Origin of the sequence: Burkholderia sp. BCC1996, from assembly GCF_905339955.1 — a bacterium.
Classification (GTDB): domain Bacteria; phylum Pseudomonadota; class Gammaproteobacteria; order Burkholderiales; family Burkholderiaceae; genus Burkholderia.
Genome location: NZ_CAJPHM010000023.1, coordinates 45,536 through 60,873 on the forward strand (window position 1 = coordinate 45,536; position 15,338 = coordinate 60,873).

Below are 15,338 nucleotides of genomic sequence, written 5' to 3' on the forward strand. Positions count from 1 at the left end.
CCACCCCGATGCCGAACGACGCCTCCCCCTCGTTGCTGACCGTGAGCGACGCCGCGTCGCGGCTCGGCGTCACGCCGCGCACGCTGAAGTACTACGAAGAGCGCGGACTCGTCACGCCGTCGCGCAGCGGCGGCCGCTATCGCCTGTACGACGAAGCCGATCTCGAACGCTTCGCCCGCATCCTGCGGCTGCGCGCGCTCGGCTTTTCGCTGCACGGCATCACCGAGATGCTCAAGCGCCCGCTGGAAGAAACGGGAGACGGCCGGCGCCGCTATTCGGACGCATCGTTGCGCGAGATCCGCGCGGGGCTCGCCGAACAGATCGACACGCTCGATGAGCGGATCGCGGCCGTCCAGCGCGAGTTGAAGGAAGCGGTCGCGCTGCGCAAGGAACTGCAGCACGACATCGACTACGTCGAACGGCGCCTCGCCGGCGAAAACCCCGACGCGCTGATCGCGCAACGGCAGGCCGAGGCCGGCGCGCGGCGTACGCGCAAGGACCGCGAATGAACGTCGCGCCGGGTCGCTCGCCGCTCTGGAGCCGCGCGAACCTGCGCGCGGACCTGTTCCCGTGGGCGCTCGCGCTCGTCACCGGCATCGACTATTTCGACAACGCGGCCTTCTCGTTCTTCGCGAGCTACATCGCGGGCGGCGTCAACGCATCGCCCGACGAACTCGTGTGGTCGTCGAGCGCGTATGCGGCCACGGCCGTGCTCGGCATCCTGCAGCAGCAATGGTGGGTCGACCGGCTCGGGCATCGCCGCTACGTCGCCGGCTGCATGCTGATGTTCTCGTTCGGCGCGATCGCGGCCGCGCTCGCCGACACGTCGCTCGAACTCGCGTTCGCGCGCGGCTTCCAGGGCTATTTCATCGGCCCGATGATGGGTGCCTGCCGGATCCTGATCCAGGTCAGCTTCAAGCCGCAGGAGCGGCCGCCCGCCACGCGCGCGTTCCTGATCATGATCCTGCTCGGCAGCGCGCTCGCGCCGATCGTCGGCGGGCTGCTCGTCGCACATTCGACGTGGCGCGCGCTGTTCGCCTGCACCGCGCCCGCGGGCATCGCGTTCGCGATCCTCGCGCTGCTCACGCTCCCCGATTCCGGCAGGACGCCCGACGACGAACGCGGCTCCGGGCATTTCTGGCCATACGTCGTGTTCGCGCTCGCGCAAGGCGCGCTGCAGATCGTGCTGCAGCAGGTGCACTACCAGCTCTACAGCGGCTCGCCGATGCTGATCCTGCTGACGATCGCCGGCCTCGGCGCGCTCGCGTGGTTCGCCTATCACCAGTGGAACCATCCGACGCCGCTCGTGCGGCTGCACGCGTTTCGCGAACGCACGTTCCAGGTCGGGCTGCTGCTGTACATGTTCTATTACTACGAGTCGACGGGCTTCAGCTACCTGACGTCCCGCCTGCTCGAAGGCGGGCTCGGCTACCCGGTCGAGAACGCCGGGCGCCTGGTCGGCACGATGTCGCTGATCTCGGCCACCGCGCTGTTCGCCTACCTGCGCCATGCGAAGCGCGTCACGCACAAGAAGTGGTTCGTCGTGCCGGGGTTCGCGATCGCGGTCACGGCCGCGCTGTGGATGACGCGGATGACGCCCCAGGTCGGCGAGGCCGCGCTGATCGTCCCACTGCTGCTGCGCGGGCTGTTGCTGCTGTTCATCGTGCTGCCGGTCGCGAACCTGACGTTCCGCATCTTCGCGATCGACGAATACACGCACGGCTATCGGCTGAAGAACATCGTGCGGCAATTGACGATCTCGTTCGCGACGTCGTCGGTGATCATCGTCGAGCAACACCGGCTGGCCCTGCACCAGACGCGGCTCGTCGAGCGCGCGAACGTGTTCGATCCGCTGTTCCAGCAGACCGTCGACGCCCTCACGCGCGGTTATGCGGCCGCCGGCCATGCACTGAACGACGCGCACGCCCTCGCGATCGCATCGATCGCGCGGATGGTCGCGCAACAGGCGTCGTTCCTCGCGTCGCTCGACGGTTTCTATTTCCTCGCGGGTGTCGCGCTGGTCGGCGGCCTGTTCGCGGCATGGCAAAAAGAGATCGATTGAGTTAAAAGACAGGCTTTGGATTTCCCCGCGCTGCTTCCATGCTCTCGAAACTGACCCGCTGGTTCGACGACCGCCGCCGCGACCGCGCGCTGCGCAGCCACCCGATTCCCGATGCGCTGTGGCAGGACACCGTCGCACGCCTGCCGTTCCTCGCTGCGCTGACGCCCGGCGACCTGGGCCGCCTGCGCGAGCTGACGAGCCTGTTCATCGCGAAGAAATCGTTTTCGACCGCGCACGGGCTCGAGCTGACCGACGAGATGATCGTCGCGATCGCCGCGCAGGCGTGCCTGCCCGTGCTGAATCTCGATCTGTCGCTGTACGACGGCTGGGTCGGCGTCGTGGTGTATCCGGGCGAATTCGTGATCCGCAAGACCGTGCAGGACGAGGACGGCGTCGTCCATGAAGTCGAGCAGGACGCGAGCGGCGAAGCGTGGGAAGGCGGGCCGGTGATCCTGTCGTGGGAAGACGCGCAGATGACGGACGGCCGCGACGCGTACAACGTCGTGATCCACGAGTTCGCGCACAAGATCGACATGGTCAACGGCGAGGCCGACGGCTATCCGCCCCTCTTTCGCCGCTGGCACGCGCCGCACCTCGACGCGCAGGCGTGGGCCGACGTGTTCGAGCACGCGTACGACCAGTTCTGCGCGCGCGTCGATGCGGTGCCGGATCGCGCGTGGGCGCGCTTCGAGCGCGACTCGCTGATCGATCCCTATGCGGCCGATCACCCGTCGGAGTTCTTCGCAGTGTGCAGCGAGGCGCTGTTCGTGCGACCGCGCGCGTTCGAGTCCGAATTTCCGGAGCTCTACCGGCTGCTCGCCCGCTATTACCGGCAGGATCCGGCCCGCACGGGCGCCCTCGACACGTGATGAAAATTATTCGTCAACCGTCTGATTTTCTGGCATAATCGCCGTTTTTCGACCTTAGGCAAGTGGCTCGCGCCGGGCTTGACGTCGGCTGAAATCGCGCAAATGTGTGCGGTCCGGCACGGCAAGCGGCGGGTTGGCTACCGCTCTCACCAAGGAACATCATGAAACCTGGCATTCACCCGGACTACCGCGAAGTCGTCTTCCAAGACATGTCGAACGGCTTCAAATTCATCACGCGCTCGACGATCCAGACGCGTGAAACCATCGAACACGAAGGCAAGACCTACCCGCTCGCCAAGATCGAAGTGTCGTCGGAATCGCACTCGTTCTACACGGGTCAGCAAAAGATCATGGACACGGCAGGCCGTGTCGAGAAGTTCAAGAACAAGTTCGGCGTTCGCGCCAACGGCAAGGCGAAGTAAGCTTCGCACCGTTCCGGTGGTTGCAACGCACCGGTACCGCACGAAAGGGCAGCCCAGGCTGCCCTTTTTTGTCGCCGCTCGCCGGGACAACGCCGCACGGCGGCCGGGGCCGGGGCCGGGGCCGGGGCCGGGGCCGGGCAATCGTCTGACGCGCAACGGCCGGCGCGTCTACAATGCCGGATGCTCGAATCCGCGCCGTCGGCGCATGACCGCACCGGCCGCCCGCTCATAACAAATCGCTCATCTGCATGAAGCCTGTCGTTCGCCTCACCGCCTCCGCCACGCGCGCGCTGCCGCGCTGGCTGCTGCTCACGCTCTGCCTCGTCTACGCGGCGTTCGGCCTGTTCGGCCGCGACCCGTGGAAGAACGAGGACGCGGCGGGCTTCGGCGTGATGTGGACGATGGCCACCGGCGGCTGGCACGACTGGCTGCTGCCGAATCTCGTCGGCAAGTTCATCACGACCGACGGGCCGCTCGCCTACTGGCTCGGCGCGCTGTCGATCCGCGCGCTGGCGCCGTGGGTCGACGCGAGCAACGCGTCGCGCGTCGACACGGGCGTGCTGTTCTGCGTCGCGTGCGCGTTCGTCTGGTACGCGGCCTATCTGCTCGGCCGGCGTGCGGAGGTCCAACCGTTCAAGTACGCATTCGGCGGCGAGCCGGAGCCGCGCGACTACGGCCGCACGCTCGCCGACGGCGCGCTGCTGGTCCTCGTCGCATGCTTCGGGCTCGCGGAGCGCGGCCACGAAACGACGCCGCAGCTCGCGCAGTTCGCGTGGATCGCGATGTTCGTGTACGGCATCGTGCGCGGCATCGACAAGCCGCTGCAGGGTGCGCTGTGGTGGGGCGCCGCGATCGGCCTCGTCGCGCTGTCCGGCAACCCGGTGCTGGTCATCGCGCTGCTCGCCGGCACGGCCGCGCTGTGGCTCGTCACGCCGGAGATGCGCAACCTGCGCCTGCCGCTGATCGGCCTGCCGCTCGCGGCCGCGATCTTCGCGCTGTGGCCGCTCGCCGCCTTCCAGGCAGCGCCGGACGACGCCGCATGGTTCTTCAATCAGTGGATCCACGGCAGCCTGATGCGCTTCTCGGGCCCGCCGACCGCGGTGCTCGCGTATGCGGCAAAGAACCTGCCGCTGTTTACGTGGCCCGCATGGCCGCTCGCGATCTGGGCCTGGTGGAGCTGGGCCGGCATGCGCCGCCGCGCCCACATCGCGATTCCACTGTCGGTCGTGGTGCCGCTCGTCGCGCTCGTGATCCTGCAGAGCCAGCAGTCGAACCGCATGTACATGCTGTTGCTGCCGCCGCTCGCGGTGCTCGCCACCTTCGCGCTGCCGACCCTCAAGCGCGGCGCGATCAACGCGTTCGACTGGTTCGCGGTGCTGAGCTTCACGATCCTCGGCACCTTCGTGTGGCTCGTGTGGCTCGCGTCGCTCACCGGCTTCCCGCATCCACTCGCGCGCAACCTCGCGCGCCTCGTGCCGGGCTACGAACCGCACTTCAAGATCCTGTCGTTCGTCTGCGCGGTGATCGTCACCGTGTGCTGGTGCCTGCTCGCGCGCTGGCGCGTGTCGCGCCAGCCGAAGGTGCTGTGGCGCAGCGTCGTGCTGTCGGGTGCGGGCACCACGCTGATGTGGGTGCTGCTGATGACGCTGTGGCTGCCGATCGTCAACTACGGCCGGACCTACAGCGACGTCGCGCAACAGATCGCGTCACACCTGCCGAAAGACTATGAGTGCATCTCGCCCGTGCGGCTCGGCGATGCGCAGATCGCGACCTTCGCGTATTTCGGCGACATGCACTTCGAATTCTCGGGCGACTGCGACGTGATCCTGCGCCAGGACCGCTCCGACTTCGGCGAGCCGAGCGCGATGTCGCAATACGTGTGGCGCCTCGTATGGGAAGGCCGCCGCGTGGCCGACCGCGACGAGCGCTTCCGCCTGTACGAGCGCATCGAGCGGCCGGCGGCGCCCGTCAAGCGCCGTGGCCCGCGCCACCGGGTGGTCGATTGACGATGTTCGCCGACATCCGCCGGATCGTCGGCCTCGCGTGGCCGGTGCTCGTCGGCCAGCTCGCGATCATCGCGTTCGGCGTGATCGACACGGCGATGGTCGGCCGCTACTCTGCCATCGACCTCGCCGCGCTCGGGCTCGGTTCGTCGATCTACGTGTCGGTCTACATCGGGTTGACGGGCATCCTGTCCGCGCTGCAGCCGATCACCGGGCAGCTGTACGGCGCGCGGCGCTACGCCGAGATCGGCGAGGAAGTCCGCCAGGCGCTGTGGCTCGCGCTGATGCTCGCGGTGCCCGGCTTCCTGCTGCTGCATTTTCCCGAACCGCTGCTGCACATCGCCCACGCGCCGTCCGCGTTGCACGACCGCACGGTCGATTACCTGCGAATCCTGTCGTACGGCCTGCCGGCGAGCCTCGTGTTCCGGATCTACAACGCGCTGACCAACGCGGCCGGCAAGCCGCGCCTCGCGATGATCCTGCAGGTCGGCGCGCTGCTGCTCAAGTTTCCGCTCAACGTGTGGTTCATCTTCGGCGGGCTCGGCGTGCCGGCCCTCGGCGGCCCCGGTTGCGGGCTCGCCAGTACGCTGATCAACTGGGCGCTCGCGCTGATCGGCTTCACGCTGCTCGCGAAGCTCGACGTGTTCTCGCCGCTTTCGATCTTCTCGCGCTTTTGCTGGCCCGTCTGGGCGCGCCAGAAGGCGATCCTGAAGCTCGGCGTGCCGATGGGCCTGTCGTACCTGATCGAGGTCACGTCGTACACGTGCATGGCGCTCTTCATCGCGCAGTTCGGCACGACGACGCTCGCCGGCCACCAGATCGCCGGCAACATCGGCGCGGTGCTGTACATGACGCCACTGTCGATCGGGGTCGCGGCGTCGACGCTGGTGGCCCGCGCGCTCGGTGCCGGCCGCCCGGACGAGGCGCGGCTGCTCGGCCGGCACAGCGTGATGCTCGCGTGCGGGATCGCGGCCGCGTACGGCGTGCTCGTGTTCACGCTGCGTCCGCTGATCGTCAGCGGCTACACGCCGAATCCGGCCGTGGCCGCCGCCGCGCTGCCGCTGGTCGCGATCGTCACCTGCTACCACTTCTTCGACGCGCTGCAGATCACGTCCGCCTTCGTGCTGCGCGCGTACAAGGTCGCGGTCGTGCCGACCGTGATCTATGCGGTCGCGCTGTGGGGCGTCGGACTCGGCGGCGGCTACGTGCTCGGCTTCGACGTCGGCGGCCTCGCCCCCGCCTGGCTGACCGGCGCGCGCGGCTTCTGGTTCGCGAACACGATCAGCCTGATGCTGGCGGGCGCGGGCCTCGCGCTCTACCTGCGCCGCGTCAGCCGCGCGCAACCGGCCGTCGGCGCATTTGGCGCATGACGCACAGCGTGCGGCCTACGCGTCCTCCAGCACGTCGGCCGCGTGGTACGAGGACCGCACGAGCGGTCCGGCAACGACTTCCCTGAAACCGAGCGCCAGCCCCTCGTCGCGCCACGCGGCGAACGCATCGGGGCTCACGTAGCGTCGCACCGGCAGATGGTGCGCGGACGGCGCGAGATACTGGCCGAGCGTCAGCACGTCGACCTCGTGCGCGCGCAGGTCGCGCAGCGTGTCCCGCACCTCGTCGTCGCACTCGCCGAGCCCGAGCATCAAGCCCGATTTCGTCACGAGCGTCGGCCGCGCGGCCTTCGCGTGCGCGAGCAGTTCGAGCGAGCCGCGATAGTCGGCGCCCGGCCGCGCCGCCCGATACAGCGACGGCACCGTCTCGATGTTGTGATTGAACACGTCCGGCCACGCCGACGACAACGCATCGAGCGCACGCGCGACGCGGCCGCGGAAATCGGGCGTCAGCACCTCGACGCCGATGCCCGGCACGCTCGCGCGCACCGCCGCGATGCAGGCGGCAAAATGCGCGGCGCCGCCGTCGCGCAGGTCGTCGCGATCGACCGACGTGATCACGACGTAGCGCAGCCCGAGCGCCGCGACCGCGGCCGCGAGCCGCGCGGGCTCGTCGGGATCGAGCGGCTCGGGACGGCCGTGCGCGACGTCGCAGAACGGGCAGCGCCGCGTGCACAGCCCGCCCATGATCATGAAGGTCGCGGTGCGCTGCGCGAAGCATTCGCCGATGTTCGGGCACATCGCCTCCTCGCAGACGGAATGCAGCCGATGCTCGCGCAGCACGGCCGCCATGTCGGCGACCGCCCCGCTCATCATCGGCCGCGCCCGCAGCCACGGCGGCTTCGGCAGCGCCGCGCCGCCCGCGGGCTCGACGCGCACCGGAATGCGCGCGAGCTTGTCGCGGCTGCGCGCGCCCGGCTGGCCGAGCGCGGTGAGGCTGGGTCGTTCGAGCGCGGCGGTCATCGTCAGTCTCCGAGGAACGCGACGATCAGGCGGTTCACGTCGGCAGCCGCCTCCATCTGCACCATGTGGCCGCTGCCGGCGATCACCTCGGCACGCACGCCGTCCGGCAAGCCCTGCGCGTGCTGCGCCGGAATCACCTGGTCACGCTCGCCCCAGATCACGAGCGTGCGCGGCGCGAGCGACCCGACGCGGTCGCGGAACACGCGCCGCTGGGCCGCACCGTCGAACGCGGCGCTCGCGATCTTCTCCAGCGCGGCCTGCACGCCTTCGAGCCGCTTGTACTTGACGAGATCCTCGACCAGTTGCCGCGTGACGAGCGCGTGGTCCGCGAACAGCGCGCCGAGGTGCGGCTTCAGCGTGTTGCGGCTGTTGCCGGCGACGAAGCCGTCGATGTAATCGCGGTTGATGTCGGCGCCGAGCCCAGCACTCGCGATCAGCGTCAGCGATGCGACGCGCTCCGGCGCGCTGTCGGCCAACGTCATCGCCACCGCTCCGCCCATCGAATGGCCGATCAGGTGCGCGCGCTCGATGTGCTGCGCATCGAGCAGCGCGAGCACCGCATCGGCCAGTTCGTCGAGGCTGCCGGTGTCGACTGCCTTGCCCGACTCGCCATGCCCCGGCAGATCGAGCGCCCAGACGGGCCGGTGCGCGGCGAGCTCCGCGTGGTTGAACAGCCAGTTGTTGAGGTCGCCGCCGAAGCCGTGGATCAGCACGGCGGGCGTGCCCGAGCCGTCGCCGAGCTTCAGGAACCGGACCGTGCGTCCGCCGATCTGCGCCTTCTCGGGCTGCGGGCCGGCCGCGTCGTCGGCGGCCGCGGCCGGCACGAAATCGCGCTGGAATTCGGCGATCGCCGCGTCGATGTCGGCATCGCTCGCCTCGGCCGCGGCCACCACGCCGAGCAGCGCGCCGACCGGCAGCGTCTCGCCCTCCTGCGCGACCTGCCGGCGCAGCGTGCCGTCGAACGCGCACTCGACGCCCGACGAAATCTTGTCGGTCTCGACGTCGAGCACTTCGTCGCCCTTCGTCACGCGCTCGCCGATCGCCTTCAGCCAGCCGTTGACCTGCCCCTGCTCCATCGACAGCCCCCACTTGGGCATCGTGATCATGTGAATCGACATCGTGTCAGCTCCTGGTCTTGAGTACCGCCTGCGCGATCGCGTCGGCGGACGGGATGTAAAGGTCTTCCAGCACGCCGGCGAACGGCGCGGGCGTATGCGGCGCGGTGACGAGCTCGATCGGCGCCTTGAGCGTCCGGAACGCGCGCTGTGCGACGAGCGCGGCGATGTCGGTCGCGATCGAGCAGCGCGGGTTCGCTTCATCGACCACCACCACGCGCCCGGTGCGTGCCGCGCTTTCGAGGATCGTTTCCTCGTCGAGCGGCGACGTCGTACGCAGGTCGATCACGTCGACGTGAATGCCGTCCTTCGCGAGCTTCGCGGCCGCGTCGGTCGCGAGATGCACCATCCGGCCGTACGTGACGATCGTCGCGTCGTCGCCTTCGCGCACGACGTTCGCCTCGCCGAACGGAATCGCATAGGATTCCTCAGGTACGTCGCCTTCGCGCGTGTAGAGCAGCTTGTGTTCGAGGAAGATCACGGGATCGTTGTCGCGGATCGACTGGATCAGCAGCCCCTTCGCGTCGTAAGGCGTCGACGGGCACACGACCTTCAGCCCCGGAATGTGCGTAAACAGCGACGTGAGCATCTGCGAATGCTGCGCGGCCGCGCGCAGGCCCGCGCCGTACATCGCGCGGATCACGACCGGCGTCACGGCCTTGCCGCCGAACATGTAGCGGAATTTCGCGGCCTGGTTGAAGATCTGGTCGAAGCACACGCCCATGAAATCGATGAACATCAGCTCCGCGACGGGCCGCATCCCGCACGCGGCCGCGCCGACCGCCGCGCCGATGTAGCCGCCTTCCGACAGCGGCGTATCGAGCACGCGGCCCGGAAACTTGTGAAACAGCCCCTTCGTCACGCCGAGCACGCCGCCCCATGCGTCGTCCTCGCCCGGCGCACCCGCGCCGCCCGCGTTGTCCTCGCCCATCACGATCACGCTGTCGTCGCGCGCCATTTCCTGCGCGAGCGCCTCGTTGATCGCCTGCGAATAAGTGATCTTCCTTGCCATGTCTGTCTCCTGGGATATTCGGTTCGCCGTGCCGGCCGCGCCGGCCGCCGGCGGCTATGTCAGAGCGCGCTCACGGGTACGACACGTACACGTCGGCCAGCAGGTCGGCCGCGTCGGGCAGCGGCGCGGCCTTCGCCTGCGCGACCGCATCGTCGATCAGCGCCTTCACCTGCGCATCGACCGCGCGCAGATCGTCGGTCGTCAGCACCTCGGCACGCACGACGCGCGCTTCGAAATGCTTCAGGCAATCCTTCTCGTCGCGCAGCTTCTGCACTTCGCCCGGCGCGCGGTAGGTCTGCGCATCGCCTTCGAAATGGCCGAAGTAGCGCGTGAACTTCACCTCGACGAGCGTCGGGCCGCCGCCGTTGCGCGCGCGCGCGACGGCTTCGCCGAGCGCCTCGTGCACCGCGAAGAAGTCGAAGCCGTCGACGATCACGCCCGGCATCCCGAAGCCGTTCGCGCGGTCGGCGATGTTGTCGGTCGCGACCGACCAGCTCGACGACGTCGCTTCCGCATAGCCGTTGTTCTCGGCCACGAAGATCGCCGGCAGGCGCCACACCGACGCGAGGTTCATCGATTCGAAGATCACGCCCTGGTTCGACGCGCCGTCGCCGAAGAAGCACACGCCGACGCCGCCGGTCTTCTTGTGCTTGGCCGCGAGCGCCGCGCCGCACACGAGCGGGCCGCCCGCGCCGACGATCCCGTTCGCACCGAGCATCCCCATCGCCAGGTCGGCGATGTGCATCGAGCCGCCCTTGCCGTGGCAGACGCCCGTCTTCTTGCCGTAGATCTCGGCCATCATCCCGTGCACGTCGACGCCTTTCGCGATGCAGTGGCCGTGCCCGCGGTGCGTGGTGGCGACGTAGTCTGCAAGTCCGAGATGCAGCATCGTGCCGACCGCGGAAGCCTCCTCGCCCGCGTACAGGTGAACGAAGCCGGGGATTTCGCCGGTCGCGAACTCGACGTGCAGGCGCTCCTCGAATTCGCGGATCGTGCGCATCAGCCGGTAGGCGTCCAGCAGCGTGTCCCTGCTGAGCTGTGTCGAAACGGTCATGTGTGTCTCCTGGATAGGTCTGACTGCGAATGCCGCCGCGGCAATGCTGCGGCGACGGATTGCACGGCGTGCGCCGTCAATGGAACGTGAAGCCGCCGTCGACGTTCACGGCCTGGCCGGTCACGTTGTCCATCGTCGCGAAGAACAGCGCGAGCCGGCCCATGTCTTCCGGTGTCTGCGCGCGGCCCTGCGGGATCAGCGTCAACTGGTGCCGCTGCCACGATTCCTCGACCGATTCGCCGTCGGTCTTCCATTCGTCGGACAGCCGGTCCCACATGTAGGTACGGACGATGCCGGGGCAGATCGCGTTGACGGTCACCCCGTCGCGCGCTAGCTCCTTCGCGAGCGCGTTGGTGAAGCCGACGACCGCGAATTTCGATGCGCTGTAATGCGCGAGATTCGGAAAGCCTTCCTTGCCCGCGATCGACGCGACGTTGATGATCCGGCCGCGCCCCTGCGCCTTCAGATGCGGGAGCGCCGCGCGGCAACCGAGGAACGTGCCCTTCGCGTTCACGTCCATCACGAAATCCCAGTCGCGCTCGGTCAGCGCCTCGACCGGATGAATGCTGATCACGCCCGCGCAATTCACGAGGATGTCGAGCCGGCCCAGTTCGGCGCGCGCCTGCGCGACCATCGCGTCGACCTGCGCGGCCTGCGTGACGTCGACCTTCGCGATCGCCGCGCGGCGGCCGAGCGCGCGCACCTCGCGGGCGGTCGCGTCGAGGGCGTCGTCGAGCAGATCGGCCAGCAGGATGTCGGCGCCCGCGCCGGCGAGCGTCAGCGCAATGCCGCGGCCGATGCCGCGCGCGCCGCCGGTCACGATGGCGACCTGTCCTTCGAGCGGGTTTTTCATGGCAATGTCTCCTTGATGATCGTTATGGACGCCGAAATACCGTTCGGGACGACGGATGCTCAACCACGCCACGCGCCGGCATCGCGCAACAACCGCCGCGACGACGCGTAACGCAGCGTGCGGCCGACATCGACCGTCAACGGCCCGCGCCAGTCGAGCGCGATCTCGTAGCGCTCGCCGCGCGCGACCTCGATCTCGCGCTCGCCGTCGAACGCGAGCGTGCCGTGCTCGAACGGGATCGTCTGCCACGCATTCGGCTCGAGCCGCTCGCAGCTGCGCATCACGACACGATCGACGCGGCCGGGTGCGATCGGCGCGACGAGCGGCGTGCCGGCGGTCTTGCCGTCGGCGGCGAAGCGCATCGCGAGCCCGTGCGGCGCGCTGCGCTCGAGCGGTGCCCACGCGCCGCCGAGCGCGGACAGGCCGATGCCGTCCGGCTCCGCAAACGTCAGGTAGAGCGTGTCGATGTCGTCGGGCCCCGAGATCGCGCGCGCACCGATGAAGCGCTGGCGGGCCGCGCACACGTCGACGAGCGCGATCTCCTCGCGGCCCGCGTTCGCGCCCGCCGCGCAGCGCACGACGAGCCGCTTGTTGCGCGTGAACGCGACCTCCGCCGGCACGGCGCCGGTCGCGGCGAGTCCTGCCGCGACGCCCGCGACGGTCGCTTCGCGATGTTCGGGAAACGCATTGTTGGTGCCGGTGGACAGCGCGACGAGCGGCGTCGCGCCGCAATGCGCGGCGACCGCACGATGCGTGCCGTCGCCGCCGAGCACGACGATCAGCGCGACTTCCATCCGTCGCATGTAGGCGGCACCGGCCTGCGTGTCGGCGACGGTGTCCGAGATCGGCAGGTCGACGAATTCGACGTCGGGCCAGCGCTCGTGCGGCGCGACCGCGCGATGCGTATCGAGCGCACGCATCAGCAGCGTCGCGATGCCCGTCTTGTCGCGCAAGGTCAGCACGCGCTCGACGCCCATCGCACCGAGGCCGGCGAGCAGGCGCACGACCATGTTGGCCTTTTCCGCCGTCGGGAATACGGATGCATGCGTCGTCAGGCGGCGAATGTCGCGCCCCGATGCGGGGTTCGCAATCACGCCGACGGTCACGGGCGTCGTCACGGGCTTGTCTCCATCCAGTGGGCCGGCGCTCGCGCGCCGGCCTTGCATGTGTCGTCCGCCGTCATCGAGGGCAGCGGATCGTCGTCGCCGACGCGATTGCGCCGGCTTGCCCGTGACATCTGCAAGCGGCGTGCCACCGTGTGTACAATGACCGCGAAACCCGCGTGCGGACTGGCTCGGCCGGTACGCCAGGCATCGGCATCTGCTGCCGCGAGCGCCCGACGCCCCGCGAAAGCGCCCGTGCGTCTCACGCGGTCGATCTCCTGGCGCGCCGGTTTCGGCGCCTTCATCCGGACCGCAATTTCGCCGGCAAGCCACGCGGCTCGCGGCGCGGCGCGCACCGCCGTGCGCCGGCCCACCGTTGCGCGCGGCCTGCCCGCGCGTCTCAGCCGCGCGAGACCGGCTGAGATACCGCTGAGACGAACGTCTCACGCCGCGCGCGTGCTGCGATGCAATGTGATCCGCGCAAGCGGATGTGCTACAAGAACATCGAATTCCCCGCCGTACGGAACCGGAGCCGATCATGCCCTACGCAGTCCCCCAGGCCCAGCACGCCGACCGTGTGCTCGGCGCGCTCGCCGGACGCCTGCCCGCGCCGGCCGATTCCGCGCGTCTCGTGTCGTCGTGGCAGCGCTCGCTCGAGCGCTACGCGCTCGACCCGGCGTCGTCGATCGGCCCGCGCGTGCTGACCGCGGCCGAGCTGCGCGAGGTGCGCGACAAGGAGGAGGCCTTCCTGCGCGCATCGGGCCAGTGCCTGACGCGCCTGCACGACATGATTCGTGTCGCCGACTACTGCGTGATGCTGACCGACGCGCACGGCGTGACGATCGATTACCGGATCGACCGCGAACGCCGCAACGACTTCCGTCATGCGGGGCTGCACATCGGCTCGTGCTGGTCGGAAAGCGAGGAAGGCACCTGCGGCGTCGCGAGCGTGCTGACCGATCTCGCGCCGATCACCGTGCACAAGACCGACCACTTCCGCGCGGCGTTCACCACGCTCACCTGCAGCGCGGCCCCGATCTTCGCGCCGGGCGGCGAACTGATCGGCGTGCTCGATGCGTCGGCCGTCCAGTCGCCGGACGGCCGCGACAGCCAGCGTCTCGTGTACCAGCTCGTGCGGCAGAGCGCGGCGCTGATCGAGGATGGCTACTTCGTGCACAGCACCGCGCAGCACTGGATATTGTTCGGGCATCCGAATCGTCACTACGTCGAGGCGCAGCCCGAATGGCTGATCGCATTCGATGAATGCGGCAATATCGTCGCCGCGAACCGGACGGCGCGCGACGCGCTGCCGGCGCTGCGCGAGCCGCGCCATATCGACGAGATCTTCGATGCGACCGAGATGCCGCTGCGCGACGCCGCGCGGCTCGACGCGATCGTCGCGCTGCGGCTGCGCGCGACCGGCGCCCCGCTCTACGCGCGGCTGCGCGCGCCGCTACGGCGCGCCGGCCGCGAAACCGGCACGGCACGGGCCGCCCCGGCATCGCGCCGCCCCGGCACCGCGCAGCGCCACGTCGGCGCGCTGACGCCGTTCCTGCACAGCAGCGACGCGCGCGTCGCGCAGCAGGCCGAACTCGCGCTGCGTGTCGCGAGCAAGCGGCTGCCGATTCTCGTGCTCGGCGAAACCGGCGCGGGCAAGGAAGTGTTCGCCCGCGCGATCCACGACGCCGGTGCGCGACGCGCACGGCCGTTCGTCGCGGTCAACTGCGGCGCGCTGCCCGAGGCGCTGATCGAAAGCGAGCTGTTCGGCTATGCGGCCGGTGCGTTCACCGGTGCGCGCAAGCACGGCGCGCGCGGCAAGATCGCGCTCGCCGACGGCGGCACGCTGTTCCTCGACGAAATCGGCGACATGCCGCTCACGCTGCAGACGCGCCTGCTGCGCGTGCTCGCCGACGGCGAGGTCGTGCCGCTCGGCAGCGATACGCCGGTGCGCGTCGATCTCGACGTGATCTGCGCGACGCACCGCGATCTCGCGCGGATGGTGGCCGACGGCACGTTCCGCGAGGATCTGTATTACCGGCTGAGCGGCGCGACGTTCGAACTGCCGCCGCTGCGCGAGCGCGCGGACGTGAGCAACGTGATCGCCGCGGTGTTCGCCGAGGAAGCGCAGGCGACCGGCCATGTGCTCACGCTCGACGCGACGCTCGCCGAGCAGCTCGCCGCGTATCCGTGGCCCGGCAACGTGCGGCAGCTGCGCAACGTGCTGCGCTATGCGTGCGCGGTGTGCGACGCCGCACGCGTGACGCGGCGCGACCTGCCCGCCGATCTCGCCGCGCAGCTCGGCGCGGGCCCGGCCGGCGCACTGCCCGACGACGAACGCGGCCGCATCGTCGCGGCGCTCACCGCGCATCGCTGGCGGCCGGACGCTGCCGCGCAGGCGCTCGGCATCTCGCGCGCGACGTTGTACCGGCGGATCGCGAAACACCGGATCGTCGCGCCGCACCGCCTCTGAAGCATCTGATGCATCCGGTTCATC

The 15,338-nt window shown here is 69.5% G+C and carries 13 protein-coding genes; 7 read left to right on the forward strand and 6 right to left on the reverse strand.

What is annotated here, in order from left to right:
- The first annotated feature begins 8 nt into the window (after positions 1-8).
- The 6 genes from U4Z64_RS28410 (at position 9) to U4Z64_RS28435 (ending at position 6,726) form a co-directional block, all read left to right on the forward strand.
- Positions 9-509 carry a MerR family transcriptional regulator gene (locus U4Z64_RS28410; RefSeq protein ID WP_321800997.1) on the forward strand — a complete coding sequence of 167 codons (501 nt, stop codon included), beginning with the start codon at positions 9-11 and terminating at the stop codon, positions 507-509.
- A complete protein-coding gene (locus U4Z64_RS28415) occupies positions 506-2,062 on the forward strand; it encodes an MFS transporter (RefSeq protein WP_321821712.1) in 1,557 nt (518 codons plus the stop codon). The genes U4Z64_RS28410 and U4Z64_RS28415 overlap by 4 nt, the downstream gene beginning before the upstream one ends.
- A gap of 38 nt (positions 2,063-2,100) precedes the next feature.
- Positions 2,101-2,931, forward strand: a complete 831-nt coding sequence (locus U4Z64_RS28420) for a M90 family metallopeptidase (RefSeq protein ID WP_321821713.1) — start codon at positions 2,101-2,103, stop codon at positions 2,929-2,931.
- Positions 2,932-3,092: 161 nt separating this feature from the next.
- On the forward strand, positions 3,093-3,353 hold the full coding sequence (locus U4Z64_RS28425; RefSeq protein ID WP_044847266.1) for a type B 50S ribosomal protein L31: 261 nt from the start codon (positions 3,093-3,095) through the stop codon (positions 3,351-3,353).
- 248 nt (positions 3,354-3,601) lie between these two features.
- Positions 3,602-5,359 (forward strand): glycosyltransferase family 39 protein, encoded by a 1,758-nt coding sequence (locus tag U4Z64_RS28430; RefSeq protein WP_321821714.1) that lies wholly within the window; start codon positions 3,602-3,604, stop codon positions 5,357-5,359.
- A 2-nt stretch (positions 5,360-5,361) separates the two neighbouring features.
- The gene (locus U4Z64_RS28435) at positions 5,362-6,726 is read left to right on the forward strand and encodes an MATE family efflux transporter (RefSeq protein WP_044847264.1); all 1,365 of its coding nucleotides are present in this window, start codon (positions 5,362-5,364) and stop codon (positions 6,724-6,726) included.
- A 15-nt stretch (positions 6,727-6,741) separates the two neighbouring features.
- Here the strand turns inward: U4Z64_RS28435 and lipA are convergent, their stop codons facing one another.
- The 6 genes from lipA to U4Z64_RS28465 form a co-directional block, all read right to left on the reverse strand.
- Complete coding sequence (lipA, locus tag U4Z64_RS28440) at positions 6,742-7,707, reverse strand: lipoyl synthase (RefSeq protein ID WP_321800987.1); 966 nt, start codon at positions 7,705-7,707, stop codon at positions 6,742-6,744.
- A gap of 2 nt (positions 7,708-7,709) precedes the next feature.
- Positions 7,710-8,825 carry an acetoin dehydrogenase dihydrolipoyllysine-residue acetyltransferase subunit gene (locus U4Z64_RS28445; RefSeq protein WP_124570126.1) on the reverse strand — a complete coding sequence of 372 codons (1,116 nt, stop codon included), beginning with the start codon at positions 8,823-8,825 and terminating at the stop codon, positions 7,710-7,712.
- A gap of 4 nt (positions 8,826-8,829) precedes the next feature.
- A complete protein-coding gene (locus U4Z64_RS28450; RefSeq protein ID WP_044847261.1) occupies positions 8,830-9,834 on the reverse strand; it encodes an alpha-ketoacid dehydrogenase subunit beta in 1,005 nt (334 codons plus the stop codon).
- A 70-nt stretch (positions 9,835-9,904) separates the two neighbouring features.
- A complete protein-coding gene (locus tag U4Z64_RS28455; protein WP_321821715.1) occupies positions 9,905-10,888 on the reverse strand; it encodes a thiamine pyrophosphate-dependent dehydrogenase E1 component subunit alpha in 984 nt (327 codons plus the stop codon).
- 76 nt (positions 10,889-10,964) lie between these two features.
- Positions 10,965-11,741: an SDR family NAD(P)-dependent oxidoreductase gene (locus tag U4Z64_RS28460; RefSeq protein ID WP_044847259.1), complete on the reverse strand. Its 777-nt coding sequence runs from the start codon at positions 11,739-11,741 to the stop codon at positions 10,965-10,967.
- 59 nt (positions 11,742-11,800) lie between these two features.
- The gene (locus U4Z64_RS28465; RefSeq protein WP_044847258.1) at positions 11,801-12,859 is read right to left on the reverse strand and encodes an ATP-NAD kinase family protein; all 1,059 of its coding nucleotides are present in this window, start codon (positions 12,857-12,859) and stop codon (positions 11,801-11,803) included.
- 523 nt (positions 12,860-13,382) lie between these two features.
- On the opposite strand from U4Z64_RS28465, the gene U4Z64_RS28470 reads away from it, so the two are divergent.
- Positions 13,383-15,314 (forward strand): sigma-54-dependent Fis family transcriptional regulator, encoded by a 1,932-nt coding sequence (locus tag U4Z64_RS28470; protein WP_321821716.1) that lies wholly within the window; start codon positions 13,383-13,385, stop codon positions 15,312-15,314.
- The last annotated feature ends 24 nt before the right edge of the window (positions 15,315-15,338 follow it).

Bases quoted from the DNA above. Each gene is read 5' to 3' on its own strand.
- U4Z64_RS28430 (WP_321821714.1), top strand. From the start codon at position 3,602: ATGAAGCCTGTCGTTCGCCTCACCGCCTCCGCCACGCGCGCGCTGCCG.
- U4Z64_RS28420 (WP_321821713.1), top strand. From the start codon at position 2,101: ATGCTCTCGAAACTGACCCGCTGGTTCGACGACCGCCGCCGCGACCGC.
- U4Z64_RS28455 (WP_321821715.1), bottom strand. From the start codon at position 10,888: ATGACCGTTTCGACACAGCTCAGCAGGGACACGCTGCTGGACGCCTAC.
- lipA (WP_321800987.1), bottom strand. From the start codon at position 7,707: ATGACCGCCGCGCTCGAACGACCCAGCCTCACCGCGCTCGGCCAGCCG.
- U4Z64_RS28435 (WP_044847264.1), top strand. From the start codon at position 5,362: ATGTTCGCCGACATCCGCCGGATCGTCGGCCTCGCGTGGCCGGTGCTC.
- U4Z64_RS28470 (WP_321821716.1), top strand. From the start codon at position 13,383: ATGCCCTACGCAGTCCCCCAGGCCCAGCACGCCGACCGTGTGCTCGGC.
- U4Z64_RS28445 (WP_124570126.1), bottom strand. From the start codon at position 8,825: ATGTCGATTCACATGATCACGATGCCCAAGTGGGGGCTGTCGATGGAG.
- U4Z64_RS28425 (WP_044847266.1), top strand. From the start codon at position 3,093: ATGAAACCTGGCATTCACCCGGACTACCGCGAAGTCGTCTTCCAAGAC.
- U4Z64_RS28410 (WP_321800997.1), top strand. From the start codon at position 9: ATGCCGAACGACGCCTCCCCCTCGTTGCTGACCGTGAGCGACGCCGCG.
- U4Z64_RS28460 (WP_044847259.1), bottom strand. From the start codon at position 11,741: ATGAAAAACCCGCTCGAAGGACAGGTCGCCATCGTGACCGGCGGCGCG.
- U4Z64_RS28450 (WP_044847261.1), bottom strand. From the start codon at position 9,834: ATGGCAAGGAAGATCACTTATTCGCAGGCGATCAACGAGGCGCTCGCG.
- U4Z64_RS28415 (WP_321821712.1), top strand. From the start codon at position 506: ATGAACGTCGCGCCGGGTCGCTCGCCGCTCTGGAGCCGCGCGAACCTG.